We start from the raw sequence: 24,815 nt of genomic DNA on the forward strand, positions 1-24,815 counted from the left end.
GCGCTCTGATCGCTCCCACCGAGCATCCGCCGTCGACCCTGCGGACGAGGAGCCCGTGATGGTCTCGATTTCCGGCCTGCCGGCCTTTTGCGCCTACGCCGCCACCGCGCTCGGCCTCGTGGCGCTCTACCTCGGCGTCTATCTCACCGCCACGGCCCACCGCGAGATCGCGCTGATCCGCGAGAACAACCTCGCCGCCGCCGTCGCCCTGGGCGGTAGCCTGGTCGGCTACACCGTTCCGCTCTCGGTCTCGATCTTCAACGCGCAATCCATCCTCGACTGCGTGATCTGGGGCCTCGTCGCCCTGGTGGTCCAGCTCTCGGTCTACGGTCTGGTGCGCCTGGTGCTGCCCGACCTGTCGCGGCGGATCGAGGCCGGTGAGGTCGCCGCCGCCACGTTCCTGGCGTCGGCCTCGGTCGCCGGCGGAATCGTCGATGCGGCCGCGATGACCTACTGACGTGGGAGACCCGGCTTTTCACCGGGCCGGAACCGCCTATGCTCCTCTCCCATGCGGCATCCGGCCGTGGGGGAGACGGACCCGTCCGCCGAGGTCCGACCGTCGATGACACCGCCGTTCTCGAAGCACCGGAAGCGCTCCGCGACCGTCTCCCTGGCCCTGGTGGCCGGAGCGGGAACCACGGCCCTCGTGCTCGGTCAGGTCGATCCGACGCAGCGCGAGGAGGATGTGCTCGTCTATCCCGGCCCCGACGCCTGCGTGTCGGCCGCCATCCGTACCGAGGCGGATTGCCGGCGCGACTACGCCATCGCGCGGCAGGCCTATCCGGAGGCGGCGCCGCGCTACGGGTCGCTGCCCGATTGCGAGGCCCATCACGGTCCGGCCCATTGCCTCGCAGGCGCCGTCGTGGCCGCCAGCGCCACGGGACGTTTCGTGCCGATGCTGGCCGGCTATCTGCTCGGGCGTCGGCCCGATCAGGGCCTCACCCCCCAGCCGATCTACCACCACCGGCCGGAACAGGCCGCCCATGCCCATGCCCATGCCGGGCACGGCGGCTATTGCACGAGCTGGGGCGGGCGGGTCGTCACCGCCAGCGGCGGCACGTCGTCGAGCGCCCGCGTCGCCTCGTCGGCGGTGCGGCAGGCCTCGTTCGGCGGGTTCGGCCGGACCGGGCGCGGCTTCTCCTCGCACGGCTCGTCCGGCCACGGCGGCGGCTGATGCGCCGCCTCGCCATCGGCGAACGGCCGGACTGGCGTGGGACCGCCCGCGCCCACGGCTTCACCTTCCACACGATCGACGGCGCGCCCTATTGGGACGAGAGCCATGCCTATGCCTTCACGCTGGCGGAGATCGAGCGCGACATCGAAGGCCCCAGTGCCGAACTCCACGCCCTCTGCCTCGCCTTCGTCGCCAGGGCGGTGGAGGACGAGCGCATCCTCGCCTCCCTCGCGATTCCCGAACACGCCTGGGATGCGGTCCGCGACAGCTCGCGGCGGGGAGACCCCTCCCTCTACGGCCGCCTCGACCTGGCCTATGGCGGCGCCGGGACCGGACCGGCCAAGTTGCTGGAGTACAACGCCGATACGCCCACCGCCCTCTACGAGACCGGCGTGTTCCAGTGGCTCTGGCTTGAGGAGATGCTGGCCACCGGGCGGCTGCCGCCGGGATCGGACCAGTTCAACGCGGTCCATGAACACCTGATCGATCGCTTCCGGCGCATGCCCGGCGACGGCACCCTGTGCCTGACCGCCTATGCCGACGCGCCGGAGGACCGCGGCACCGTCGCCTACCTCGAGGATTGCGCCCGCCAGGCGGGGCTCGCCACCCGCTTCCTCGACCTCGCCGAGATCGGCCTGTCCGGCGATGGCCGCTTCATCGATCCGGCACATGCGCCGATCGCGACGCTGTTCAAGCTCTATCCGTGGGAATGGGCCTTCGCCGACGCCTTCGGTGGCGCATTGCGCGACACGCCCACCCGTTTCCTCGAACCGCCCTGGAAAGCGGTCCTCTCGAACAAGGGCGCCCTCGTCCATCTCCACGCGATGGAGCCCGGTCATCCCAACCTGCTGGCGGCCTATTTCGAGGACGATCCGCAGGCGGCGTGTCTCGGCGGGGCCTACGTGAGGAAACCGCTGCACTCGCGCGAAGGCGCGAACGTGCGGATGGTGCGGGACGGACGCGTGCTCGCCGACCTGCCCGGTCCCTACGACCGGGAGGGGTTCGTCCGCCAAGCCCTGGCCCCGATGCCCGCCTTCGACGGCCGGCACCCCCTCGTCGGCTCATGGATCGTCGGGGATGCCGCCGCGGGTCTCTGCATCCGCGAGGCCGAAGGCCCGGTCACCACGGACGCGGCCGTGTTCGTGCCCCATCTCATCGAGGCGCCGTGATCGATCCGCCGCCGCGCTGTCAAAGGCATCGGCGGCCCTATATGTCGGGGCGTGACCGAGATCCTGTTCTACCATCTGCAGCGCCAGCCCCTGGAGAAGGTGCTGCCCAGCCTCGTCGAGCGCTCCCTGGCGCGCGACTGGCGAGTGGTGATCCAGGCCTCGTCCGAAGAGCGCCTGCAGGCGCTCGACGATCAGCTCTGGACCTACACTGACGACAGCTTTCTCCCCCACGGCACCGACCGCGAGCCGGATGCCGCCGGCCTGCCCGTGGTCCTGACGCTGGCGGAGGCCAACCCCAACGCCGCCGCGATCCGCTTCCTCGTGGAGGGATCGCCGCTCCCGGCCGACGCGCAGGGCTACGAGCGCCTCTGCATCCTGTTCGACGGCACCGACCAGGAGTCGCTGCTGCTCGCCCGGGCGCAGTGGAAGCAGGCCAAGGAGGCGGGCCACGTCCTCGCCTATTGGCAGCAGGACGACGACGGCCGCTGGCAGAAGAAGGCGTGATCGGCCCACGACCGCCCCTCACCGATGGATGCCGCCGAGGCGGCCGGGACACCCGCATGCACCGCATCATCCCCGTCCTGATGGCCCTCCTCGCGGCTCCGCTCCTGGCGCTAGCGCAGGCCAATCCGCACGGCTCCCCGGCCCAGGAGGCCCGGAAAGGCCCGGAGGCCAGGCCCGTCGAGGGTCGCAAGCTCCCGGCCAACGTGACCACCGACCACACCGTCACCCTGCCGGACGGGCGCTCGCTGGCCTTCAAGGCCACCGCCGGCAGCCTGCCGCTGATGGACGAGGCCGGCAAGCTCCAGGCGGAGATCGCCTTCATCGCCTACGTGCAGGCGCCGAGGGAAGGCGAGCCCGCCCGTCCGATCACCTTCGCGGTCAACGGCGGCCCCGGCGCTGCCTCCGCCTATCTCAACATCGGTGCGGTCGGCCCCTGGCGGCTGCCGCTCGAGGGCGCCAGCATCAGCCCGTCGATGCCGGTGGACCTCGTGGCCAACGACGGCACCTGGCTCGACTTCACCGACCTCGTCTTCATCGACCCGGTCGGGACCGGCTACAGCCGCGCCGCCGACGGCGACGCCAAGCGCTACTGGAGCGTGGATTCGGACGCCTCGGTGCTCGCCGCGGCCATCGCCCGTTACCTGCGGGTCAACGACCGTGTCGCCTCCGCGAAGTTCTTCCTCGGGGAGAGCTACGGCGGCTTTCGCGGGCCCTTGATCGCCGCCAAGCTCCAGGAGGAGATCGGCATCGGCCTGTCCGGCCTCGTCCTCGTGTCGCCGGTGTTCGATTTCGCCTGGCTGCAGGCGCCGCGCACCACGCCCTGGGGCCACGTGACCAAGCTGCCTTCGCTGGCCGCCGCCGCGATGGAACGGGCGGGCCGGACGCCGAGCCGGGCCGCCCTCGCCGAGGCCGAGTCCTATGCCACCGGCCCCTATATCGCCGACCTCCTCAAGGGGCCGGGCGACAGCCAAGCCGTCGCCCGTCTCGGCGACAGGGTCGGCGCCCTCACGGGGCTCGATCCCGCGTTCGTGCGCCGCCAGGCGGGACGGTTGTCCGGCGCGAGCGTCCAGCGCGAGATCGGCCGCGACGAAGGCCGGGTCGCCAGCGCCTACGACACCGGCGTCACCGGCTGGGACCCCGACCCGACCGCCGCGGTCTCCGGCTTCGAGGACCCCCTGCTCACCGGAATGCAGGCCCCCCTCACCACCGCGATGCTGGACCTTTATGCGACGCGCCTCGGCTACCGGGTGCCGGACCTGCGCTATGAACTCCTCAACAACGCGGTCAACCGCGGCTGGACCTGGGGATCGGGCCGCAGTGCGCCCGAATCCCTGAGCACCCTGCGCGGCGTGATGGCGCTCGACGGACGTCTGCGCGTCCTCGTCGTCCACGGCTTCACGGATCTCGTGACGCCGTATTTCACCTCGAAGCTCCTGATCGACCAGATGCCGCCGCTCGGCGGCGGCCGCCTCGGCCTCTCGGTCTATCCCGGCGGCCACATGTTCTATTCGCGCCCCGATTCCCGCGCCGCGTTCCATCGCGATGCCGCCGATCTCTATGCCGCCGCCATCCGTGCCCGATCCGGGACCGGCGAGGGTGAGGCAGGCCGATGAAACCGGTTCGTTCCGTGCTGACCGTGTTGCTCGCCGTGGCCGTGACGGGCTGCGTCGCGTCCGACAGGCGACCCGCCGAAGCCGTCGAGGCCGCAGCCCCTCCGGCGCCGCCCCCCGCAGCAGCGGTGTCCCCGGGCCCCGTGCTGCGCCCGGACGGCAGTTGTTCCGAGGCCGGCCCGGTCGTCGCCACGGCGATCGAGCCGGGGATCGGCGAATGCGACCTCGTGCGTCTCAAGGGCCGGCCGCCCACCGATGTTCTCGTGGGTGCCGGCCGCGCCGGCCGCGAAGTTCAGGTGCTCTATGCCGAGCCCGGTGCAAAGGAGCTGTATTTCTTCGTGAACGCCCGCCTCGACCGCATCGTGAAATCATGATCGCTCGTCGATCCCCTACCGGGTGGATGGGCGTCGGGTACGCCGGCATCGCAGCGTCCCCATCGCCCCCGTGGGGTCGTTGGCAGATGCGGTAGCCTTAACATGCGTTATGTCCAATCCGAATCATTTCGAGTTGTAGGTCGACGAGTTTCTACCGAACGCAATCGATTTTCGTTCGACACATGTATTCGGAAGACGATTCAGAAATCCTTAGTGCGTCGGTGACACCCCTGGGACACGACGGCCCGTTCGACCATCGATGTCCGGGCAAGCGTCGCAGAACGCCATAACAACCTGTCCCGGGGCGGAACATTCATGATCCACCAACTCGTCTACTACAGCCGCAACACGGTGCAGGGTGGCGACCGCGCCATGTTGACCAACCTGCGCGAGATCGTCTCCGCCTCCCAGCGCAACAACAGCCGCGACGGGGTCACGGGGTTCCTGATCTTCGACAAGACGTGGTTCGTACAGATCCTCGAAGGTGACAAGGCGCAGGTGGTCGAAACCTACAACCGCATCGCCCGCGACACCCGCCATTCCACGGCGACCATCCTGAACGTGCGCGATATCGAGGCACGCCTCTTTCCGAACTGGACCATGGGTGGGGCCATGCGCACGCCCGAGATGGAAGAGATCTACCTGGAGCACGGGATCGGCAGCGCGATGGACCCGTCGCGCCTCAAGAGCGCACAGGTCGTCGCCCTCGCCCTCGACCTCCAGGCCTTCGAGCAAGCCAAGCGGCAGGGCCAGCGGCTCGCCGGCTAGGGCTCGGCTCGAACCGGCCACCCGTCGGGGGGCCGGTTCGTCCCCGAGGCCGACAGGAGCCGCGACGCGGCGGCCGGCCGATTGCCCCTCGCGAACGGCCTCGGCGTGGTATAGGCGGCGCCCGCTCCCGACCCACGGAGACCCGATGCCGCCGATCATCGCGATCGCGAACCTGTCCAAGGTCTATGCCTCCGGCCACCAGGCCCTGCGCGACGTCAACCTGGAGATCGCCAAGGGCGAGATCTTCGCGCTGCTCGGCCCCAACGGGGCGGGCAAGAGCACGCTGATCAACATCGTCTGCGGGATCGTGACGCCGAGTGCCGGCACCATCCGGATCGACGGTCACGACGCCGCCAAGGACTACCGGGCCGCACGCACGGCGATCGGCCTGGTGCCGCAGGAACTCACCACCGACGCCTTCGAGACGGTGTGGGCCACCACCAGCTTCACCCGCGGTCTCTTCGGCCTGAAGCCCGACCCGGCCCATATCGAGCGGGTGCTGCGCGACCTCTCCTTGTGGGACAAGCGCGACAGCCGGATCATGACCCTCTCGGGCGGCATGAAGCGACGGGTGCTGATCGCCAAGGCGCTGAGCCACCAGCCGCGCATCCTGTTCCTCGACGAGCCCACCGCCGGCGTCGACGTGGAACTGCGCCAGGACATGTGGCGCCTGGTACGCTCCTTACGCGACCAGGGCGTCACCATCATCCTGACCACGCACTACATCGAGGAGGCCGAGGAGATGGCCGACCGGGTCGGCGTCATCGCCAAGGGCGAGATCATCCTGGTCGAGGAGAAGGCCGAGTTGATGCGCAAGCTCGGCAAGAAGCAGCTCATCCTCCAGCTCCAGGGCCCGCTGACGGCCCTGCCCGCCTCGCTCGCCGCCCATCCCGGCCTCGCCCTCGGGGCGGACGGCGCCGAACTCACCTACACCTACGACACGCAGGCCGCCGAGACCGGGATCGCGACGCTTCTGTCCGATCTCGCCGCCGCCGGCCTCTCGGTGAGCGACCTCTCCACCCGGCAGAGCTCGCTCGAGGACATCTTCGTGGACCTCGTCAGGACCGGTGCGAGGACCAGCGCAGGGATCGACGCAGGGATCGACGCATGACCATGAACTGGCCGGCGGTCACCGCCATCTACCGCTTCGAGATGGCCCGTTTCTGGCGCACCGCCCTGCAGAGCATCGTCGCGCCGGTCATCGCGACCTCGCTGTATTTCGTGGTGTTCGGGGCGGCCATCGGTTCGCGGGTGACCGCCGTGGACGGGATCGCCTACGGCGCCTTCATCGTGCCGGGCCTGATCATGCTGTCGCTGCTCACGCAGAGCATCGCCAACGCCTCCTTCGGCATCTACTTCCCGCGGTTCGCCGGCACGATCTACGAGATCCTGTCGGCCCCCGTCTCGCCCTTCGAGATCGTCCTCGGCTACGTCGGTGCCGCGGCCTCCAAGTCGATCCTGATCGGGCTGATCATCCTGGCCACCGCGACCCTGTTCGTGCCGATCCACATCGAACATCCGGCGATGATGGTGGTCTTCCTGCTGCTCACCGCCGTCACTTTCAGCCTGTTCGGCTTCCTCATCGGCCTGTGGGCGGACGGGTTCGAGAAGCTGCAGCTGGTCCCGCTGCTGGTGGTGACGCCGCTGACCTTCCTCGGCGGCAGCTTCTACGCCATCGACATGCTGCCGCCGTTCTGGCGCGCGGTGAGCCTGTTCAACCCGGTCGTCTACCTGATCAGCGGTTTCCGCTGGAGCTTCTTCGGCAAGGGCGACGTGGCGGTCGAGATCAGCCTCGGGATGACGCTGCTGTTCCTGAGCGCGTGCCTGGCTGCCGTGACGTGGATCTTTCGGACGGGGTATCGGCTGAAGAGCTGAACCCCCTTCCCGGCGAGGGACCGGTCGGCGCCCTGCTACGGGTTGCCCGAAACCGCGCCGCTCAAGGCCGCGCAGCCAGGAACTCCAGAACGCCGGTGCGATGCCCCTTGTCGCCCACCGCCGTCGAGTGGTCGCGCCCCGGCAGGTCGAGGGCTTTGGCGTCTTGCATCAATGCCGCCAGGGCCGGGCCGGAGCCGGCCACCGTGTCGAGGCTGCCCACTGTGACCAGGCTCGGCGCCTCGATCTGCGAGACCTCTTCGCGTGACAGGGTCTGGCGCGAGCCGCGCATGCAGGCGGCCAGTGCCCGAAGGTCGCTACGGGTCTGTTCGGCGAAGGTGCGGAAGGCGGCGGCCGTCGGGTTCGGAGCCGGGGTGCCGGGGGGCGCCTCCAACGCCTCGGAGATCCCGCTCGGCAACCCCTTGCCCTCGACGAGGTGCAGCCCGAGGCCGCCCAGCAGCAGGGAGCGCACGCGGGCTGGCTCGTCGAGGGCGAGGAAGGCACCGATGCGCGCGCCCATCGAGTAGCCCATCACGTCGGCGCGGGCGATGTCGAGGTGGTCGAGCAGGCGCCGCGCGTCGGCGGCCATGATGTCCGAGCCGTAGGCGTCCGGGTCGTAGAGCTTCTGGCTCTCGCCGTGGCCGCGGTTGTCCAGGGCCACCACCCGGTAGCCGGCCTGGGTCAGCGTGCGCACCCACAGCGTGTTGACCCAGTTGACCGCGTGGTTCGAGGCGAAGCCGTGGATCAGCAGGATCGCGTCGCCGCCGCCGCTTGCCGGCGGCACGTCGATATAGGCGATGGCGACGCCATCGGAATGAAATCGCTGCATCGGCTCCGGCACGTCCGCCCATCCCCGTGGCTGGTTCGCATGACGGGGATGCCTATCATGCCGGTGGCCGAGGGGCGACCTGCTTGCCCCCGGCGACGGCTGCTGGCATCACCCGGCCTGCCATGAAGAACAGCCCCCCTTTCGGAACCTACGCGCCCGCGGGCCTCGTGGCGCGCTTGCTGGCGCGCACCGGCCGGATCTCGGATGCGCGCTGGAGCGGCCGGCGCCTCGCCCTGTTCCTGCGCCGGATCGGCATCACCCTGCTGCGCGGGCGCCCCCTCGACGTCGAGCGCTACGGCGCCCGGATGCGGCTCTACCCCTACAATAACAATTGCGAGAAGAAGGTGCTGTTCACGCCGCAGTTTTTCGATCCCGAGGAGCGTGCGCTGCTGAAGGCCCGCCTGCCGCAGGGCTGCACCTTCCTCGACATTGGATCGAACATCGGCGCCTACGCCTTGGCCGTGGCGGCCTTCGCCGGGCCGCGCGCCCGCATCCTCGCGGTGGAGCCTCAGCCCGACGTGTTCGACCGGCTCACCTACAACATCGCGCAGAACCCCTTCGGCACCGTCAAGGCGGTGGCCTGCGCGGTGGCCGACAAGGCCGGCGAACTCACGCTGTTCGTCGATCCGCGCAACCGCGGCGAATCGAGTCTCAAGATCGTCGGCACCAACGAGAGCGCCCAGATCCGCGTGCCCGCCGTGACGTTGCTGGGCCTGGCCGAGAGCGAGGGCATCACCCGCATCGACGCGATGAAGCTCGACGTCGAGGGCGCCGAGGACCTGATCCTGGAGCCTTTCCTGCGCGCGGCGCCCAAAAGCCTGCATCCGACCCTGCTCCTCGTCGAGAACGGCACCGACCAGTGGCAGATCGACCTCGCGGGCCTGCTCGAGGGCCACGGCTACCGCCGCATCGCCGAGACTCGGCTGAACCTGGTGTTCGAGCGGACGGTCTGAGAGCGGTTCAGACCCGTCCGTCGAGTTGCGGCATGAGCACGACGCTCTCCTGCTCGTTGGGATCGGTCCGGGCGATCACCGCCACGCAGGGTACGCTGTCGCTCGGGTTGTAGGGCAGGTGCGGCACGCCGGCCGGGATGTAGAAGAAATCCCCCGCCCTCACCACGGCGTGGTGCTCCAGCGTCTCGCCGTACCAGCAACCGGATTCGCCGCTCAGCACATGGATGGCGCTCTCGTGCGCCTCGTGCCGGTGCGCCTTGGCGCGCACGCCGGGCGGCAACGTCACGATCTGCATGTGCAGCGATTTCGCCCCCACCGTCTCGGCCGAGATCGCCACGGCGTAGTCGAGCCCCTGCCTGCCGGTGAAGGCGGCTCCGGCCTTGACGAGACGGCAGGTGGGCGGTGTCTCGCTCATCGGATGGCCCTTCGACGGATGCCGGAGACGAGGATCGGTCCGAACCGGCCGGGGCGCAAGTCGCCCGCGGCGTGGCCGTGCTTCAGGCGACCGGGATCTCCTCGGCGATGGCGACCTCCTCCGGGGTCACCCGGCAGCGATAGGCGTGGACGGCGACGCCGGCCTCCCGCGCGGCCTGGAACGCCCGGTCGAAGGCCGGATCGAGGTCGCGGGCGACGTCGAACCGGATCGCCTGCATCTGGACCACGACGATCACCACCGCGCGGCCGCCGTCCCGCACCACCTGCGCCAGGTCCCGCATGTGGCGGGCGCTGCGGGCGGCGACGCAGTCGGGGAATTCGGCGAGGCCGGGCCGGCGCAGGAGATGGCAGTTCTTGACCTCGACGTGACAGGGGGCGAGGCCCTCCCCCGTCGCCAGGAAATCGACCCGGCTCGCCGTGGCATAGCGCACCTCCGGCTTGAGGCCGGTGTAGCCCGCGAGGGGCGCCAGCAGCCCGGCCCGGAAGGCCTCCGCCACAAGGGCGTTCGGGCGCATGGTGTTGATGCCGACCCATTGCGGGCCGCCGGGCAGGTCCGCCTCCACCAGCTCCCACGAGAACCCGAGTTTGCGCGCCGGATTGGTGGAGGCCGAGAGCAGGACCCGGTTGCCCGGAGTATGGAGGCCGAGCATCGCGCCGGGGTTGGCGCAATGGGCCGTCGTCACCGTGCCGTCGGCGAGTTCGACGTCCGCCAGGAAGCGCTTGTAGCGCCTCACGAGGCGGCCTTCGATCAGGGGGGCGGGAAGGCGCATGTGGGCCGGATCTTGGATGCGGAAAGGCACGGCCATAGCCAGCGCCGGTGCCCCGCGCTAGGTGCGATGGGGCCCCTCTCCCGACACCCGGACCCCGATGACCCCACCGCCCGCCGTCACCGCCGCCATCCTCGTCATCGGCGACGAGATCCTGTCCGGGCGCACCAAGGACAAGAACATCGGCACCATCGCCGATTACCTCACGGCGATCGGCATCGACCTGCGCGAGGTCCGGGTCGTGCCCGACGAGGCGGACGCCATCGTCGAGGCGGTGAACGCGCTGCGCGCCCGCAACACCTACCTCTTCACCACCGGCGGCATCGGCCCGACCCACGACGACATCACGGCCGACTGCGTCGCGGCCGCCTTCGGCGTCGGCATCGACGTCGATCCCCGCGCCAAGGCGATGCTCCTGGAACGGCACAAGCCGGAGGATCTCAACGAGGCCCGCCTGCGCATGGCCCGCATCCCCGATGGCGCCGACCTCGTGCCCAACCCGATCTCGAAGGCACCGGGGTTTCGCCTCGGCAACGTCTTCGTGATGGCCGGCGTGCCGGCGATCATGCAGGCGATGCTCGACCAGATCGGCCCGACGCTCGAGACGGGCGCCAAGGTGATCTCCGAGACCATCGAGGCCGGCAACCTCCCCGAGGGCACCTACGCCGGCGATCTCGCCGCGATCGCCAAGGCGGAGACGGCCGTGTCGATCGGATCGTATCCCTCGATGACGCCGACGGGGTTCGCCAACCGCATCGTGGTGCGGGGCCGGGACGCCGTGTCCGTCGCGCGGGCGCGGGACGCGGTCATCGCCCTGGTTGAACGCCTGCGCGGGGGAACCGGCGCCTGATTGCGGCTTTGCCTCCCCAAGCGGCATCAAGCCGCAGCGAAGGGGGGCCGGCGCCCGGAAACCGGCGCTGAGGAAACGCCGATGACTCTGGACGATGCCAACACCACCGCCGAGAAAAAGAAGGAGCACGAGGAGAGCGTCGCGGAGGTGATCCGCCCCGACGCCTTCGTGCTGCACGAGGTCATCCGCAAGGAGGGTGACGAGGAGCTGCGCCGCAAGGCCGGGGCGCTCTTCCTCTCCGCCCTGGCGGCAGGCCTCACCATGGGGTTCTCGCTGATCGTGCCGGGCGTCCTCAAGGCGCACCTGCCGGAGGCGCCGTGGAGCGAGCTCATCTCGGGCATGGGCTACGCCACCGGCTTCCTCATCGTGGTGCTCGGACGCCAGCAGCTCTTCACCGAGAACACCCTGACGCCGATCCTGCCGCTGCTGCACGACCGCACCGTGGCGACCCTGTGGCGGGTCGCGCGGCTGTGGGGGATCGTGCTCGTCGGCAACATCATCGCCACCGCCCTCGTCGCCGCCGTCCTCGCCCATTCCGACGCCTTCGAGCCGGAGGTCCGCAAGGCCTTCGCCGAGATCAGCCACCACGCCAGCGCGGCCCCGTTCTGGACCACCACCATCAAGGCGGTGTTCGCCGGCTGGCTCATCGCGCTGATGGTGTGGATGCTGCCCGCCACCGGGTCGGCCGCGCCCTTTATCGTGGTGCTGATGACGGGGCTCGTGGCGGTCTGCGGCCTCGCCCACATCGTGGCCGGCTCGGTGGATACGTTCTACCTCGTCTTCACCGGCGAGGCCTCCATGTCCGACTACCTGTGGCATTTCTTCGTGCCGACGCTCATCGGCAACGTCTTCGGCGGCACCGCCCTGGTCGCGGTCCTCAACTACGGGCAGGTCGCGCCGCAGGTGGAGGAGGAAAAAGCAGGCGGCCGAGCGGGTTAGTGCACCCCACGGAACGCCTGATCACCGGGCGTTCTTCTCCTGCGCGCGGCACCGGAACACGCGTTTCGGGACCGACATTCAGGCCCGCACTACGGGCTTGGCCTTCACCGCCGCCGACAGTGCCTTGAGCTGGCGGTTGAGGTCCGCCAGTTCGTTGAGGGCGATGGTCTTGTGGCCGTCCTTCACCGCACGCTCGATGTCGCTGACGTGGACGCTCGCCATGCGCTTCAGTTCGGCGGCGAGTTGATCACGGGTCATCGGCGCTCCTGTCGGGACTGAAGATCGGTTCGGCCCTGATTAAGGCAACAGCCTTAACCGGGTGTTGTCGGCTCGCTCGCCACGGTGCGGACGGGACCGATGGCTCCTCTCGCATCCGAGGCTCGGTGTGGCTCTCCAGGCATAGGGACTGGGCAGCGACAAGGGTACGTTGCATCCGAGATGGGCATTTTTTGAGAGACACCTGCATAATGATGAAGCTGCTTCTGGCCGGTACGGCGGCGCTCCTGGCCGTCGGCTCCGCCTCCGCCGCCGACCTGCCGCGGCGCGTCGAGTCCGCACCGGCCTTCGTGCCGGTTCCAGTCTTCACCTGGACCGGCTTCTATGCCGGGACGCACAGCTCCTACAGCTTCAGCGACAGCCAGCAGATCCGCACCGTCGGCAACAACGACGGCAGCACCACCACCAACACCATCGGCAACGTGCAGACCCTGCGTCGCCCGCCGAGCCTGCGCTCGGAGCAGGACGGCCGGGGCAACTTCGGCGCCGGCGTCGGCTACAATCACCAGTTCACGCCGGGCTCCGGCTTCGTCGTGGGCGTGGAGGCCGACTGGACCTGGACCGACCTGCGCAAGAACTATCTCTACCTCGGCCCGGCGCTGGCCGCCAACGGCGGCGTCCCCGATCCGAGCTCGTTCCGGCAGGGCCTCAACTGGCTCGGTACGGCGCAAGGACGTGTCGGCTATGCCTTCGACCGCGTCCTGGTCTACGGCACCGGTGGCTTCGCCTACGGCGACGTGAACTACAACGCCAAGTTCTACAACGGCGCCCTGGCCCTGGCCTATCTCGGTCGTAACGACGGTATCGAGACCGGCTACGTCTACGGCGGCGGCATCGAGTACGCGATCCCCGCCGACAGCTTCCTCAGCCGCTACAGCATCATCGGCAATCTCCTCGGTGCCAGTGCGATCACGCTCAAGGCCGAGTACCTGCGCTACGACCTCGGCAGCCGCAACGTGACGGTGGCCGCCACCGGCCTGACGCCGGCCACGGGCTCCTACACCTCGCGCTTCACGACCGAAGGCAGCATCGTTCGGGCAGGATTCAACTACAAGTTCGGAGGCTTCTAGCTTTTCGGCTGTAAGCGCGGCCAAGCCCCCCAAGGGCTGGCCGTCTCCAAAAGAAGGGGCGCTCCTCGTCGGAGCGCCCCTTCTTTCGTTCGTCTCCAAGGGTGCCACCTAGGCTGGTTCGTCGGCCTTTCGGCGAACCGGCCATCGCCCTCAGGTCCGCCAGGGGTGGGCCGGCAGTTCCGTCGCGCCGATGACACTGGCGCCGGCCAGGGCGACCGCATGGTCGTTCTCGACGGTCGAACCGCTGACGCCGATGGCACCGGACATCTCGCCGTCCTTGTCCACGATCGGGATGCCGCCTGGGAAGGTGACGAGCCCGTCGTTGGAATGCTCGATGCCGAACAGCGGGCCTCCGGGCTGGGACAGCTGGCCGATCTGGCCGGTCATCATGCCGAAGAACACCGAGGTCTTGGCCTTCTTCTGGGCGATGTCGATGGACCCGACCCAGGCGCCGTCCATCCGGTAGAAGGCCTTCAGGTTTCCGCCGGAATCGACGACCGCGATACACATCTGAGTGTTGAGCTCCACCGCCTTGGCGCGGGCGGCCTCGATGGCCTTGTGAGCGTCTTCGATGGTGACGTGCATGGGGGTTGTCTCCCTGGGAGTCGCGAGGTCGTCGGTAGGGTGTCGTTTGTGGCGTGATGCCAGTTGCATCGGCATGCAGATAACGAACGGCTGCGGCATTCGGTGCCGATATGACGACGGCCGCCCCCCGGTGGGGAGCGGCCGTCGCGGCTTGAGGTTCTCAGGCCGTCCGAGCGTCCGACGTTCAGCCCTTGGCCATCGCGTTGGCCTTCTCGATCAGCGCCTCGGCCATGCGGATCGAGGCGATGTCGATGAGGCGCCCGTCCAGCGAGACGGCGCCCTTGCCGGCCTTGGCGGCCTCTTCCATCGCCGCCAGGATACGGCGGGCCTTGCCGACTTCGGCTTCCGACGGGGTGAACACGTCGTTGGCGAGGTCGATCTGCGAGGGGTGGATCGCCCACTTGCCCTCGAAGCCGAGCGCGGCGCAGCGGCGGGCGGCGGAGGTGTAGCCGTCCGGATCGGAGAAGTCGCCGAACGGACCGTCGATCGGGCGCAGGCCGTAGGCGCGGCAGGCCACCATCATGCGGGCCTGGGCGAACAGCCACGGGTCCTGCCAATGGGTCTGGCGGTTGCCGGCTTCGTCCTTGTCGGTCAGCACGCTATAGTCGGCGTTGACTCCGCCGATCACCTGGGAGCGGGCGCGGGTGGAGGCGGCGTAATCGGCGACGCCGAAGGACATGGCCTCCAGGCGCTTCGACGAGGTGGCGATGGCCTCCACGTTGGCCATGCCGAGCGCGGTCTCGATCAGCACCTCGAAGCCGATCTTCTTCTCGCGCTTCTTGGCCTGCTCGATCTGGGTGACCATCACGTCGATGGCATAGACGTCGGCCGGCACGCCGACCTTGGGGATCAGGATCATGTCGAGGCGCGGGCAGGCCTCCACGATGTCGACGACGTCGCGGTACATGTAGTGGGTGTCGAGACCGTTGATGCGGATCATCATGGTCTTGTTGCCCCAGTCGATCTCATTGAGCGCCTGGATGATGTTCTTGCGCGCCTGCTCCTTGTCGTCCGGCGCGACCGCGTCCTCGAGGTCGAGGAAGATCACGTCGGCCTTCGAGGTCGCCGACTTTTCCATGAAGGTCGGGTTGGAGCCGGGGACGGCGAGTTCCGAGCGGTGCAGGCGCGGGGTGGCCTGCTGGATCAGGGTGAAGCTCATCGATGTTTCCTTCCTAAAATGTCGACCGTATTCGATCGTCTGGCGTGCGAGGCCCCTTCGCGACCGGAGCCGCGCAAGAAACCCCGCCCTCGGCCGGGTGCCGTTCCGGCACCCGGAATTGCGGTATCAGCCCGTCGCGCCGAAGCCGACGGCGATGCAGTTGATGGAGAGCAGGAGAGCGGATTTGACCGCTTCGCGCTTGTCCTCGTCCTCCTCGGCCCTGAAACGCCGGAGGAGCTCGACCTGTTCGCGGCTGACCTGGTTGATGGTCGGCAGCCGGCCGTTGAGGCGGTCGCGGAACAGGGGAAAACGCTCGGCGAGTTCGGTGCCCCCGCTCACCCGCAGGGCCATCTCGCGGGTCAGCGCGTATTCGGCCTCGATCAGCGGGAAGATCGCCTCGCGCGCGCCCACGTCGGCCACGAGGCCGGCATAATCGCGGGCGATGTCGAGATCGACCATCAGCAATGTCTTCTCGACCTCGTCGAGGATGAGGCGGAACAGGCGTGATTCCGCGAACAAACGTTTGAGCAAGGCCTCGCCCTGCGCGCCGCGGACGTCGAGGAAGCTCTTGAGGCCCGAGCCGACGCCGTACCAGCCGGTGATCACGTGCCGATTCTGCGACCAGGCGAACACCCACGGGATCGCACGCAGGTCCGATAGAGACCGGGCTCCAAAGCGGCGCGCCGGACGCGAGCCGATGTTGAGGAGCGCGATCTCGTCGAGCGGGCTCGCCGCCTGGAAATAGGTGACGAGGTCGGGGTGCTGGATCAGGTTGACGTAGGCCGCCCGCGAAGCTCCCGAGAGGGCCTCCAGCGCGTCGTCGAACTCGTTGCGCGGGAGCTTGGCGGCCTCGCGCTCGGATTTGAGCGCGTGCGCGAACACCGACGAGGCCAAGAGCTCCATCTGGTAGGCCGCCGTGCCGCGGTTGGCGTATTTGAACGAGACGACCTCGCCCTGCTCGGTGGTGCGGAAGCGCCCGTTGATCGAGCCGGGCGGCTGCGCCGCGATGGCGCGCGCCGTCGGCGCCCCGCCCCGGCTCACGGAGCCGCCGCGGCCGTGGAAGAACGCGATCGGCACGCCCGAGGCCTTGCCGAGCTGGGTCAGCTTGTCCTGCGCCTTGTACAGCTCCCAGTTAGAGGCGACGAAGCCGCCGTCCTTGTTCGAATCCGAGTAGCCGATCATCACCTCCTGCACGCCGCCCTGCCAGCGGGTGGAGCGGCGCACCACCGGAATCGAGAACAGCTCCTTCATGATCGCCGGCGCCGCCCGCAGGTCGTCGATGGTCTCGAACAGCGGCACGATCGGCAGGCAGCAGATCTCGGTGCCGGCGCCGTCGAGGAAGTTTCCAGCCTCCTTGGCGAGCAGGTAGGCTCCCAGGATGTCGGGTACCGAACGGGTCATCGACAGGACGAAGGCGCCGAAGGCCTCGCGGTCGAGCTGCTCGCGCATCTCGCCCACCAGCGCGAAGGTCTCCAGCGTCTCGCGGGCATCGTCGGGCAGCCCCTCGAACGAGCGGTCGCCCGAACGCGGCTTGGCGAGTTCGGAAAGCAGCCACTTCTTCCATTCGGGCGAGTCGAGTTCGGGCGGCGTCTTGGTCTGGCCGTTGGCCTGCTGCCAGAGCGCGTGCAGAGTCTTGGTGGTGCGGGTGGTGTTCTCGCGAAGGTCGAGCCGCACCGTGGAGAACCGGAAGATCTCCACCATCCGGCGTACCGGCCGCACGAGGTCGCTGGCGAGCGACGGGCATCGCGCGTCCGCCAACCCCTTCTCCAGCATGCGCAAGTCGTTGATGAGCCCGTCCGCGCTCGGATAGTCGGGTCCCGTCGAACGCAGCCCCTTGTTGCGGGCGATGGTCGCCTCGATCTTGCGCAGGATGCAGGTGAGGTACTGGCGGTAGGCCTCTCCCGGGTTGCGGCTGGCGATCGCCCGGCCGTCGCCGCTCTCGGTGAGCTTCTGGGCCAGCTCTTGCTTGAACGACTTCGGCACCGGCAGCGAGCGTTCCGTGAGCGAGAGGGTACGGCCCAGCGCCGTCACGCCATCGCGGTAGCGCCGTAGCGAGGCGAGGGCGTTGCGCTGCAGGGTGGTGCGGGTGACCGACGCCGTGACGTAGGGGTTGCCGTCGCGGTCGCCGCCGATCCAGGAGCCGAACTGGAAGAAGGCCGGCACCTCGAACTTCTCGTCCGGATAATACTCGGCCAGCGACTCCTCGAGGGAGTACAACACCTCCGGCAGCATCTCGAACAAGGTCTCGTCGAAGAAGTGCAGCCCCCAGGCGACCTCCCGCTCGACGGTGGCCTTCTCCAGGTGCAACTCGCCGGTCATCCAGACGAGTTCGATCTGGTCGCGCAGTTCGCTCATCAAGCCGTTGCGCTCGCGCTCGGTCCAGCGCGGCAATTCGAGCTCGCGCAGGACGAGATAGATGCGCCGGAACTTCTCCAGCACCGTGACGCGCTTGCCCTCGGTGGGGTGGGCGGTGATCGTCGGGCGGATGCGCAGGTCCTTGAGAAGCGCATGGATCTCGGGTGCCGCGACCCCATCCTTCACCGCATCGGCGAGCACGGCGCTGAAGCTGCCCGACAGTTCGGCCCGGCCCTTGGTCCGCTCCACCTGGCGGCGGCGACGCATGGCGGCGTTCTGCTCGGCGATGGAAAGCAGCTGGAACCAGATGCCCTGCACCTGGAGCGCGCGGGCCAGCATCTCGGGCGTGAAGGTCGAGATATCGGCGCGACCGTGCAGCACGTCCTCGAGCTCCGGCTCGTGGCGGCGGGCGACGTCGAGCAGGGCGTGAAACAGGATGTCGAGGGCGTCCTTGGAGGACGTGCCCGTGATCACCGGCGGCGCGAAGGCCTGGTCGACGGCGCCGAGGGGGGCGTGAAGGGTGTCGGTCATCGGGTGGCCACCTCGGTCTTGGGCGCACGAATGGTGCCCGCGTCAGGCGCGGGCGTCATCCCTCCCCCTCCGCGGGGTCGGGCGGCCCACGAAGTCGGGCGGGAGAGGGGAGCGCCGCCCTGTTCGGAGAGGTCGTTCTGCCCCTCTCCCGCCTCGCATCCGCGAGGCACCCTCCCCCGCCGAGGGGGAAGGGTTCTACGGTTCGGCTCAGGCCGCGAGCTTTCTCATCACGTCCGCCACGGTCGAACCGAATTCGCCGGGGCTCGGCGCGACGGTGAGGCCGTAGGAGCGCATGATCTCGGCCTTCTCCGCGGCCGAGTCGCCGGTCGCCGAGATGATGGCGCCGGCGTGGCCCATGCGGCGGCCCTTCGGGGCGGTGAGTCCGGCGACGAAGCCGATGACGGGCTTCGTCATGTTCTCCTTGATCCACGCCGAGGCCTCGGCCTCCTGCGGGCCGCCGATCTCGCCGATCATCAGCACCGCCTTGGTGTCGGGGTCCTGCTCGAACAGGGCGAGGTGGTCGAGGAACGACGAGCCGTTGATCGGGTCTCCGCCGATGCCCACCGAGGTGGTGATGCCGATGCCCACCGCCTTCATTTGAGCCGCGGCCTCGTAGCCCAGCGTACCCGAGCGCGAGATCACGCCGACGTTGCCCTTCAGGTAGATGTGGCCGGGCATGATCCCGAGCATCGACTTGCCGGGCGAGATGATGCCGGCGCAGTTCGGGCCCACCACCATCGAGCGGCGGTCCTTGGGATAGCGCATGAGGTAGCGCTTCACCCGCATCATGTCCTGGGCCGGGATGCCGTCGGTGATCGAGCAGATCAGCTTCAGGCCGGCGTCCGCCGCCTCCATGATCGCGTCCGCCGCGAAGGGCGGGGCCACGAAGGTGATGGAGGTGGTGGCACCGGTGGCCGCCACGGCCTCCTTGACGGTGTTGAACACCGGCAGGCCGAGGTGGGTCTTTCCGCCCTTGCCCGGCGTCACGCCGCCGACGACGTTGGAGCCGTATTCCACCATCTCGCGGGCGTGGAACGTTCCCTTGTCACCGGTGATGCCCTGGACGATGATCGGGGTCTTCTCGTCGATCAGAATGCTCATGGTCTTCTCTCCCCGACCTTAATGCTTGCGCTTGGCGGCGTCGCAGGCCGCGACGGCCTTGGCGGCGGCATCCGACAGGCTGTCGGCGGTGATGAGGTCGAGACCGCTCTCGGCCAGGATCTTCTGGCCCTCCTCGACATTGGTGCCGGCGAGCCGGACGATCAGCGGAACGTCGATCTTCACTTCCTTGGCCGCCTGGATCACGCCCTGGGCGACCCAGTCGCAGCGGTTGATGCCGGCGAAGATGTTGACGAGGATCGCCTTGACGTTGCGATCGGACAGGACGAGCCGGAAGGCCGTCGCGACCCGGTCCGGCGAGGCACCGCCGCCGACGTCGAGGAAGTTGGCCGGCTCGCCGCCGGCGTGCTTGATCATGTCCATGGTGGCCATGGCCAGGCCCGCACCGTTGACGATGCAGCCGATCTCGCCCTCGAGGCCGATGTAGCTGAGGTTGTGCTCGGCGGCCTGGGCCTCGCGCGGATCGCCCTGCGAGGGATCGTGCATGTCGGCGATGTTGCTGCGGCGGAACATGGCGTTGTCGTCGAACGACATCTTGGCATCGAGGGCCAGCACCCGGTCGTCCTTGGTGACGACGAGGGGGTTGATCTCGAGCATGGTGCCGTCGCAATCGCGGAACGCCCGATAGGCGTTCATGATCGTCTTCACGGCGGCCGAGACCTGCTTGATGTTCAGGCCGAGCTGGAACGCGATCTCGCGGGCCTGGAACTGCTGCAGTCCCACCGCCGGCTCGACGACCACCTGGATCAGGGCCTCGGGCTCGTTGGCCGCGATCTCCTCGATGTCCATGCCGCCGCGCTGCGAGGCGATGACGCGCACCCGCTCGGTCTTCCGGTCGAGGACGTAGCCGAGGTAGAGTTCGCGCTCGAACGGGTCGGCGGTCTCGATGTAGACGCGCTGGACCGGCTTGCCCTCGGGCCCCGTCTGCAGCGTCACCAGGCGCTTGCCGAGCAGATCCTTGGCGGCGTCGCGGACCTCGTTGTAGGTCCGGCACAGCTTGATCCCGCCGGCCTTGCCGCGGGCGCCGGCGTGGATCTGGGCCTTCACCGCCCAGAACGAGCCGCCGAGTTCGGTAGCGGCATAGACCGCCTGATCGGGGCTGAACGCCACGGCGCCCTTGGGAACCGCGACTCCGAAGCCGGCTAGAAGCTCCTTGGCCTGGTATTCGTGGACATCCATCTGCTCGCTCCTCGACGCTTCCCTTGGCGCGGACCTTCTCGTAAATTTGACTTCACGAAAAGGCCTTTGCCATTTTTATTTTTTTACATTCTCTTTCAGTCTGCCTTGAGAGCAGCCGGAATGCTTGAGTTTGGACAGTGAACCGGCTCAGTTCACCTTGGTCTTCACGACCTCGTAGATGGCTTCGTTCTTCGCGCCCGCATCGCCGAGCAGACCTTCGAGTTCGGCCAGGCGCTGTTCGGCGAAGCCGCGATCGTCCAGGCCCTTGGCGTTGACGTAGACGTTGAGCGCGGCGCTGCGCAGGCCGGCGTAGGCCGAGAGGACGGCGACCCCGGCATCCGAGATGACGTTGAGGTTGCCCTTGTCGGCCACGGCCTGGGCGAGGTCGACGACCTCGCGGCAGGCCTTGCAACAGGCGAGCGGCACGTCGGTGGCCACCTTCAGCACCTCCTGGATCTTGGCCGCGCGCGCGGCCTTCTCCTCGTCGGTGCCCTTGGGCAGCCCGTAGGCCGCCATCACCGCGTCGAACGCCTCGACGTCGTCGGCGATCATGCCCGTGAGCTTGGCCCGCAACGCTTCGGACTGGACGAGGATGCCCTTCAGCTCCTCCTCGACCTCCACGTACTTCTTCTTCCCGATGGTCAGGTTGCAGACCATGCTGAGGAGTGCGGCGCCCATGGCGCCGGAGATGGCGGCGGCGCCACCCCCACCGGGGGTCGGGGCCGAACTCGCCAGACCGTCGAGGAAGTTCTGGATGGTTTCGGTGGCGGCCATGGTTCAGGCCATCGACTTGGCGAGGGCGTAGATCTCCTCGGCGTCGAACACCGTCTCGGTGTTCTCGAAGAGCTTGCCGACGCAGGCGCGGTGGAGCTTGAGCTTCAGGCCTCCGATGCCGAGCGCGCCGAACACGATCTTGCCGTGGCGCTCCCTGGCCTTGTCCATCGCGTCGATCCCGCCGAAGCCGAGCGGGGGCTGGGCGTTGTAGTCGGCGATGAACTCGATGCTGGCCTCGTCCTTCCAATCGGCTTCCGAGAGGAGCTCGATGCCGATGGCGCCGGCGGAGAACACCAGGTTCTGGCCCTTCACGATGGCGGCGCGGGAGGCGGCGTCGGGCGTCGCGGCCGCCGAGATCGCGACCTTGAAGCGCTGGTTGATCTGGTCGGCGGCGGCCTGGGCCTTGTCGAGCGAGCGCCCGCACAGGACCACGCTGGCGCCTTCCTGGGCGAGCAGCGCGGCCGAGCGCATGCCGACGGGGCCTGTCCCGGCCAGCACCACGGCCTTCTTGCCCTGGAGCGAACCGGCGGCCTTCTGCACCAGTGCGACGCCGGCGGCGGCCGTGGTGTTGGAGCCGTTGGAATCGAGCATCGTCGAGATGCGGAAGGGCCCGAAGAACCGCTTCTTGACCGCCTTCAGCACCGCCTCGCCGGCGGCCATGTTGCCGCCGCCGACGAAGATCGCGGTGGACTTCTTCTCGGAACCGCCGCGGGTGTAGATCGTGCCGTCCACCAGCGCGCCGACGTTCTCGGGCGTGACGTTGCCGTAGCCGGTGATGTGATCGGCGCCGCCGTCGTAGCCGACAACGGTGTCGAACACGCTGGGCACCGCGTCGGTGTCGAACAGGAACAGCAGTTTCTTGGTCATGTCTTCGGTTCCTCTGGCCGCATCGCTGAGCGGTCGGCGTTTCGACTGGGCGTTACGGGACGTCGGCGTGGGCGCGTCGGTGCGTCGTCGTTCCGGGGCGCCGCACGGGCGAACCGGGACTCCGAAGCCGCCGAGGGTGCTCCATCCTGCCGCGTCGACGGTTATGGATTCCGGGGTCTGCGCCGCAGCCCAGGACCGACAGGTGGCGCGATCGTACCGTCTCCCTTCAAGACTCGACCACGTTCTGCGGCTTGCCCGCCACGAAGGCCTCGACGTTGTCCACCAGCTGGTCGGCCAGGATCTGCATGGCCTGCTTGCTCGCCCAGGCCACGTGCGGCGTGACGATGAGGTTGGGCAGGTCGAGCTCGCACAGGATGTTGCCGTTCTTGGGGGGCTCGGTCATCACCACGTCGAAGCCGGCGCCGCCGATGGTGCCGGCCTTGAGCGCCTCGGCCAGGGCCTCCTCGTCCACGAGGCCGCCGCGGGCGGTGTTGATGAGGATGGCGCTCTTCTTCATCTTCGCCAGCTGCTCGCGCCCGATCATGTTGCGGGTCTCGGGCGTCAGCGGCGCGTGCAAGGTGATGACGTCCGATTCCGTCAGGATCGTCTCGAAGTCGACGAGGCCTTCCTGCGGGAACACGTCGTAGGCGATGACCTTCATGCCGAGGGCTTCGGCGCGCTTGGCGATGGACTTGCCGAGCGCCCCGTAGCCGACGATACCCAGGGTCGAGCCTGCGATGTCGTGGATCGGGTAGTCGAAGTAGCAGAACTGGGTGGACTTGGCCCAGTCGCCCCGGCGCACGGAGTTCGCGTAGGGCACGATGGCCCGGCGCAGGGCGAACATCAGTCCGATCACGTGCTCGGGCACGGTGTTGAAGGCGTAGTTGCGGATGTTGACGACGGTGATGCCGCGCTCCTTGGCGGCGGCCTTGTCGACGACGTCGGTGCCGGTGGCGGCCACCGCGATCAGCTTGAGGTCCGGCAGCCTCGCCAGGGTGTCGGCCCGCATCGGAACCTTGTTGATCAGCGCGATCGACGCGCCCTGAAGCCGCTCGACAATCTCGTCGGGCGTCCAGGTCGACTCGTATTCCTTGTACGCGTGCGGGAAATTGAATTCGCGCACGGTGGCGTCGAGGGACTCACGGTCGAGGAAGACGATTTTGTGCGTCATGGAAACTCTCGGTGACGTCCCCGCGCGAGGCACGGCCGAACGCGAACGCGTGGTCTGTCGAAAGTCCGGGGCCGGTCGTGGAGACCGGCCCCGGGAGGGGTCGGATCAGGCCTTGAACAGCGGGTTCTCGCGCAGGTAGCTCGAGGCGGCGGCGACGCCGGAGCCCGGCTGCACCTTCACGCCGTTGTCCAGCATCGACATCTCGGCACCGGCGATGGCGCCGAGCAACGAGAGCTCGTTCAGGTCACCGACGTGGCCGATGCGGAACACCTTGCCGGCCACTTTGCTCAAGCCCGCGCCGAGCGCCAGGTTGTAGCGCACGTAGGCGTGCTTGATGATCGCGGCGGCGTCGACACCCTCGGGAGCGAGGATCGCCGTCACCGTGTCGGAGTTCCACTTGGGCTCCTTGGCGCAGGTCTTGAGGCCCCAGGCCGCCACGGCCTGGCGGGTCGCCTCGCCGAGCACGTGATGGCGGTGATAGACGTTCTCGAGGCCTTCCTCTTTGATGCAGGCCAGCGCCTCGCGCAGGCCGTAGAGCAGCGGCAGCGACGGGGTGTAGGGGAAGTAGCCGCCCGGGTTCTGCTTCTGGTGGTCGGACCAGGCGAAGTAGACGGCCGCGAGACGGTCGTTCTTGCCCGAGGAGGTCTCGGCGGCCTTGAGCGCCTTCTGGCTGACGCAGATCACGCCGAGGCCGGCCGGCAGCATCAGGCCCTTCTGGGAGCCGGCGATGGCGCAATCGACCTTCCACTGGTCGGCGTAGAACGGCAGCGAGCCGATCGAGGACACGCCGTCCACGAACAGCAGCGCCGGGTGGCCGGCCGCGTCGATGGCCTTGCGCACCGCACCGATGTCGCTGGTGACGCCGGTGGCGGTCTCGTTGTGGACCGTCATGACGGCCTTGATCTCGTGGTTCTTGTCGGCCCGCAGGGCCTCCTCGATCCGCTGAGGATCGGCGCCGGTGCCCCACTCCTCGTCCTGGACGATGACCTCGAGGCCGAGGCGCTCGGCCATGTCGACCCAGAGATGGCTGAACTGGCCGAAGCGCGAGGTCAGCACCTTGTCGCCGCGCGACAGGGTGTTGGTGAGCGCGGATTCCCAGATGCCCGTGCCGGAGGCCGGGAACAGGAAGATGGTGCCGTCGGTCGAACCGAACACCATCTTGGTGTCCTCGAACAGGGGCTTGGTCAGCGCCGGGAAATCCACCGAGCGGTGATCCTCGGAGGGGACGATCATCGCCCGCATCACGCGGTCGGGGATGTTGGTCGGGCCCGGCACGAAGAGGTGGTTGCGACCAGGCCGTTTCGTTGGCGCCATGATGATTGTCTCCGGTTCCCAGTGCGTCTCGCGACCGCGATGTGGCGGCGCCTCGAACGATGATTGTCTGCCGACGGGTCGTGACGACCCGGCGCGCCCATCCCTGTAGTCCAGAGCGTCGTACGGGTGTCGCGTTCGTAGAACGCCGTCCACCGGTTCCGTCCGCTCCGT

Annotated in this window: 25 protein-coding genes and 1 pseudogene; 13 read left to right on the top strand and 13 right to left on the bottom strand. The window is 68.6% G+C overall.

Annotation, left to right across the window (positions count from 1 at the left end):
- The first annotated feature begins 58 nt into the window (after positions 1 to 58).
- The 9 genes from ASG59_RS01265 (at position 59) to ASG59_RS01305 (ending at position 7,474) form a co-directional block, all read left to right on the top strand.
- Entirely contained in the window at positions 59 to 457 is a 399-nt protein-coding gene (locus tag ASG59_RS01265) for a DUF350 domain-containing protein (RefSeq protein WP_056284769.1), read from the top strand.
- Positions 458 to 562: 105 nt separating this feature from the next.
- Positions 563 to 1,174, top strand: a complete 612-nt coding sequence (locus ASG59_RS01270; RefSeq protein WP_056406703.1) for a DUF1190 domain-containing protein — start codon at positions 563 to 565, stop codon at positions 1,172 to 1,174.
- Positions 1,174 to 2,343, top strand: coding sequence for a glutathionylspermidine synthase family protein (locus ASG59_RS01275; protein WP_056406522.1), 1,170 nt, complete (start codon positions 1,174 to 1,176; stop codon positions 2,341 to 2,343). Before ASG59_RS01270 ends, ASG59_RS01275 begins: the two co-directional genes overlap by 1 nt.
- A gap of 51 nt (positions 2,344 to 2,394) precedes the next feature.
- Complete coding sequence (locus ASG59_RS01280) at positions 2,395 to 2,847, top strand: DNA polymerase III subunit chi (RefSeq protein ID WP_056406524.1); 453 nt, start codon at positions 2,395 to 2,397, stop codon at positions 2,845 to 2,847.
- Between the two features lie 56 nt (positions 2,848 to 2,903).
- The gene (locus ASG59_RS01285; protein ID WP_056406527.1) at positions 2,904 to 4,460 is read left to right on the top strand and encodes a peptidase S10; all 1,557 of its coding nucleotides are present in this window, start codon (positions 2,904 to 2,906) and stop codon (positions 4,458 to 4,460) included.
- Entirely contained in the window at positions 4,457 to 4,831 is a 375-nt protein-coding gene (locus ASG59_RS01290; protein ID WP_056406529.1) for a hypothetical protein, read from the top strand. Before ASG59_RS01285 ends, ASG59_RS01290 begins: the two co-directional genes overlap by 4 nt.
- Before the next feature lie 315 nt (positions 4,832 to 5,146).
- The gene (locus tag ASG59_RS01295; RefSeq protein ID WP_056284736.1) at positions 5,147 to 5,599 is read left to right on the top strand and encodes a BLUF domain-containing protein; all 453 of its coding nucleotides are present in this window, start codon (positions 5,147 to 5,149) and stop codon (positions 5,597 to 5,599) included.
- A 145-nt stretch (positions 5,600 to 5,744) separates the two neighbouring features.
- Positions 5,745 to 6,710 carry an ABC transporter ATP-binding protein gene (locus ASG59_RS01300; protein ID WP_055884182.1) on the top strand — a complete coding sequence of 322 codons (966 nt, stop codon included), beginning with the start codon at positions 5,745 to 5,747 and terminating at the stop codon, positions 6,708 to 6,710.
- Between the two features lie 2 nt (positions 6,711 to 6,712).
- Positions 6,713 to 7,474 carry an ABC transporter permease gene (locus ASG59_RS01305; RefSeq protein WP_055884185.1) on the top strand — a complete coding sequence of 254 codons (762 nt, stop codon included), beginning with the start codon at positions 6,713 to 6,715 and terminating at the stop codon, positions 7,472 to 7,474.
- Between the two features lie 61 nt (positions 7,475 to 7,535).
- Here the strand turns inward: ASG59_RS01305 and ASG59_RS01310 are convergent, their stop codons facing one another.
- The gene (locus ASG59_RS01310) at positions 7,536 to 8,300 is read right to left on the bottom strand and encodes an alpha/beta hydrolase (protein WP_055884189.1); all 765 of its coding nucleotides are present in this window, start codon (positions 8,298 to 8,300) and stop codon (positions 7,536 to 7,538) included.
- A 122-nt stretch (positions 8,301 to 8,422) separates the two neighbouring features.
- Here ASG59_RS01310 and ASG59_RS01315 point away from each other — a divergent pair, with 122 nt between their 5' ends.
- A complete protein-coding gene (locus ASG59_RS01315) occupies positions 8,423 to 9,253 on the top strand; it encodes an FkbM family methyltransferase (protein WP_055884192.1) in 831 nt (276 codons plus the stop codon).
- A gap of 7 nt (positions 9,254 to 9,260) precedes the next feature.
- Here ASG59_RS01315 and ASG59_RS01320 read toward each other — a convergent pair whose 3' ends face one another.
- Together ASG59_RS01320 and sfsA are read right to left on the bottom strand one after the other, a co-directional pair.
- The gene (locus ASG59_RS01320; protein WP_055884196.1) at positions 9,261 to 9,668 is read right to left on the bottom strand and encodes a cupin domain-containing protein; all 408 of its coding nucleotides are present in this window, start codon (positions 9,666 to 9,668) and stop codon (positions 9,261 to 9,263) included.
- Between the two features lie 82 nt (positions 9,669 to 9,750).
- On the bottom strand, positions 9,751 to 10,458 hold the full coding sequence (gene sfsA, locus ASG59_RS01325) for a DNA/RNA nuclease SfsA (RefSeq protein WP_056406705.1): 708 nt from the start codon (positions 10,456 to 10,458) through the stop codon (positions 9,751 to 9,753).
- A gap of 97 nt (positions 10,459 to 10,555) precedes the next feature.
- On the opposite strand from sfsA, the gene ASG59_RS01330 reads away from it, so the two are divergent.
- Together ASG59_RS01330 and ASG59_RS01335 are read left to right on the top strand one after the other, a co-directional pair.
- Positions 10,556 to 11,305 carry a molybdopterin-binding protein gene (locus tag ASG59_RS01330; RefSeq protein WP_055884202.1) on the top strand — a complete coding sequence of 250 codons (750 nt, stop codon included), beginning with the start codon at positions 10,556 to 10,558 and terminating at the stop codon, positions 11,303 to 11,305.
- Between the two features lie 81 nt (positions 11,306 to 11,386).
- Positions 11,387 to 12,244, top strand: coding sequence for a formate/nitrite transporter family protein (locus ASG59_RS01335; RefSeq protein ID WP_056406531.1), 858 nt, complete (start codon positions 11,387 to 11,389; stop codon positions 12,242 to 12,244).
- Positions 12,245 to 12,322: 78 nt separating this feature from the next.
- Here the strand turns inward: ASG59_RS01335 and ASG59_RS01340 are convergent, their stop codons facing one another.
- Positions 12,323 to 12,502, bottom strand: a complete 180-nt coding sequence (locus ASG59_RS01340; RefSeq protein WP_055884212.1) for a hypothetical protein — start codon at positions 12,500 to 12,502, stop codon at positions 12,323 to 12,325.
- 206 nt (positions 12,503 to 12,708) lie between these two features.
- Between ASG59_RS01340 and ASG59_RS01345 the strand changes: the two genes are divergently transcribed.
- Complete coding sequence (locus tag ASG59_RS01345; protein ID WP_200945917.1) at positions 12,709 to 13,590, top strand: porin family protein; 882 nt, start codon at positions 12,709 to 12,711, stop codon at positions 13,588 to 13,590.
- A gap of 150 nt (positions 13,591 to 13,740) precedes the next feature.
- Here the strand turns inward: ASG59_RS01345 and ASG59_RS01350 are convergent, their stop codons facing one another.
- The 9 genes and pseudogenes from ASG59_RS01350 to ASG59_RS01390 form a co-directional block, all read right to left on the bottom strand.
- Positions 13,741 to 14,175, bottom strand: coding sequence for a heme-binding protein (locus ASG59_RS01350; RefSeq protein ID WP_055884217.1), 435 nt, complete (start codon positions 14,173 to 14,175; stop codon positions 13,741 to 13,743).
- Positions 14,176 to 14,359: 184 nt separating this feature from the next.
- A complete protein-coding gene (locus ASG59_RS01355; RefSeq protein WP_056406535.1) occupies positions 14,360 to 15,334 on the bottom strand; it encodes a CoA ester lyase in 975 nt (324 codons plus the stop codon).
- Between the two features lie 126 nt (positions 15,335 to 15,460).
- The gene (locus ASG59_RS01360) at positions 15,461 to 18,220 is read right to left on the bottom strand and encodes a phosphoenolpyruvate carboxylase (RefSeq protein WP_056406537.1); all 2,760 of its coding nucleotides are present in this window, start codon (positions 18,218 to 18,220) and stop codon (positions 15,461 to 15,463) included.
- 207 nt (positions 18,221 to 18,427) lie between these two features.
- Complete coding sequence (gene sucD, locus ASG59_RS01365) at positions 18,428 to 19,321, bottom strand: succinate--CoA ligase subunit alpha (RefSeq protein WP_055884226.1); 894 nt, start codon at positions 19,319 to 19,321, stop codon at positions 18,428 to 18,430.
- Positions 19,322 to 19,339: 18 nt separating this feature from the next.
- Positions 19,340 to 20,521: pseudogene (locus ASG59_RS01370) on the bottom strand (malate--CoA ligase subunit beta); the annotation flags it as partial.
- 144 nt (positions 20,522 to 20,665) lie between these two features.
- Positions 20,666 to 21,292, bottom strand: coding sequence for a methenyltetrahydrofolate cyclohydrolase (gene fchA, locus ASG59_RS01375; protein WP_055884231.1), 627 nt, complete (start codon positions 21,290 to 21,292; stop codon positions 20,666 to 20,668).
- Between the two features lie 3 nt (positions 21,293 to 21,295).
- Positions 21,296 to 22,159, bottom strand: a complete 864-nt coding sequence (locus ASG59_RS01380) for an NADP-dependent methylenetetrahydromethanopterin/methylenetetrahydrofolate dehydrogenase (RefSeq protein WP_056406539.1) — start codon at positions 22,157 to 22,159, stop codon at positions 21,296 to 21,298.
- Between the two features lie 226 nt (positions 22,160 to 22,385).
- Entirely contained in the window at positions 22,386 to 23,330 is a 945-nt protein-coding gene (locus ASG59_RS01385) for a D-2-hydroxyacid dehydrogenase (RefSeq protein ID WP_056406541.1), read from the bottom strand.
- Positions 23,331 to 23,435: 105 nt separating this feature from the next.
- Positions 23,436 to 24,644, bottom strand: a complete 1,209-nt coding sequence (locus ASG59_RS01390) for an aminotransferase class V-fold PLP-dependent enzyme (protein ID WP_055884238.1) — start codon at positions 24,642 to 24,644, stop codon at positions 23,436 to 23,438.
- Positions 24,645 to 24,815 lie beyond the last annotated feature (171 nt).

The organism is Methylobacterium sp. Leaf466, assembly GCF_001425565.1.
In the GTDB taxonomy this organism is placed as follows: domain Bacteria; phylum Pseudomonadota; class Alphaproteobacteria; order Rhizobiales; family Beijerinckiaceae; genus Methylobacterium.